The sequence below is a fragment of the Citreicoccus inhibens genome, assembly GCF_019039035.1.
GTDB classification, from domain to species: Bacteria; Myxococcota; Myxococcia; order Myxococcales; family Myxococcaceae; genus Citreicoccus; species Citreicoccus inhibens.
In genome coordinates this window covers 1-1,662 of record NZ_JAHNZT010000111.1, presented here as the reverse complement: position 1 = coordinate 1,662, position 1,662 = coordinate 1, and the positions used below count along the sequence as shown (strand labels likewise).

Below are 1,662 nucleotides of genomic sequence, written 5' to 3'. Positions count from 1 at the left end.
TCGTCCACGACGGGAACTCCTCGGCTCCCCTGCCAGGGGGAGACCGTCTCGGTTGGTTTCTCCGAGGAGCTTCCCTCTTTCCCGCTCACCTCTGTTCGCCGACTACACACTTATAGGGACACGACCGTCCTTGTCATGGACGCCGGGCTACACGAAGGCATTCGTGCTGATTGGGGATGACGTCCCGCACGCGCCCGCGCAGAACCCCAAGCGTCTGGATTGGCGTCAGGAGGTGGACGCGCTGGGTAGGATGGGCGTACCGGTGTACGGGGTGCAGGCGCTGAACCGGCGCCACGCGACGTCGTTCTACAAGACGCTGGCGGAGAAATCGGGGGGCTTCCACCTGAGTCTGGACCAGTTCGCGCACGTGACCGACATGCTGTTGGCCGTTTGCTACAAGCAGTCGTCGGACGCGCAGCTCCAGTCGTACGAGGCGGAGGTGTCGCGCGAGGGCCGCATGAGTCGCGGCCTGAACTCGATGTTCAACACGATGCTGAAGCGGGCCACGTCGACGGTGTACGGCGAGGCGGACCTGCGAGCGGTGCCCTCGGGGCGCTTCCAGGTGCTGGACGTGGACGAGAACACGGCCATCAAGGAGTTCGTGCAGGAGAACGGCCTGCGCTTCAAGACGGGCCGAGGCTTCTACGAGTTCACCAAGACGGAGACCATCCAGGGACGCAAGGAAGTGGTGTTGATGGACCGGAAGACCGGCGACCTCTACAGCGGCGAGCGAGCGCGAGAGATGCTCGGCCTGCCGGAGGGAGAGACGGTGCGCATCCGCCCGGCGAGCCTGGAGAAGTACGTGGTCTTCGTGCAGAGCACGTCGGCAAACCGCAAGCTCATGGGCGGCACGCGCTTCCTGTACGAAGTGGAAGACTGGGACGGCGCGCGCGGCGTCGCGGCCTGAGTAGAAACAGGACGCACCCGCTGGATGCGCTCGCCAGTTAGGACCCGCGCGCGCAGTGCCAAACTTGCATTGCAATGGTTGGCATCCGCTCGCGGCCAGTCCCGATGCTGCCAGAACTGGCCGAGAGGCCTTCTACGCAGCTTCAGGGCGTGTCGGTGGCGAACGTCAGCGCGCCGAAGTTGTTGCCTACGCCAAAGCGATCCGTAACTGCGCCACTGGTGGAGATGGGGTCGTGTCCCTATAAGTGTGTAGTCGGCGAACAGGGATGAGCGGGAAAGAGGGAAGCTCCTCGGTGAAACCAAACCGAGACGGTCCTCCTTTGGCGAGGAGGCCGAGGAGTTCCCTGCCGTGGACGATAGCGAGTTTGCCGTGCCCTCGCACGAAAAGGTGCGCACCGACGTGCGAGCACTCTTCCTGGGAGCCATCCGCATGACGCTGGAGGTACTGCTGGAGGGATGGGCCTGATCTGAGGATGATCCGGTGGTCTCTCCATGCCCCACCTCGGCCCTGGTGCGGCAGTAGAGGGGCCAAGGCCCTCCACTGCCGCTCGTTCAATTCGTAGCGCATCTCGCCAGCTTGCCTCCCTACGGAGGACAACAATCGGCATCAGCGCTTCCATCAGACAGGGCCTAGTACTACCCGGTCAGATGCGTGACGGACCCCGCGGCGGATCGCGGGAGCGGACGGGGCGTAGGCAGAGCGGGCAGTAGCCGATGCGGCGCAGCAGGAGGTGCTGAAGGTGGCGACGCACCTCG

General features: G+C 64.6%; 1 protein-coding gene and 1 pseudogene. Both read left to right on the top strand.

Annotated features, from left to right (window positions below; all coding sequences use genetic code 11):
* The first annotated feature begins 130 nt into the window (after window positions 1–130).
* Window positions 131–907: a hypothetical protein gene (locus tag KRR26_RS36460; protein ID WP_236069664.1), complete on the top strand. Its 777-nt coding sequence runs from the start codon at window positions 131–133 to the stop codon at window positions 905–907.
* Between the two features lie 348 nt (window positions 908–1,255).
* Window positions 1,256–1,360: pseudogene (locus KRR26_RS37980) on the top strand (transposase); the annotation flags it as partial.
* Window positions 1,361–1,662 lie beyond the last annotated feature (302 nt).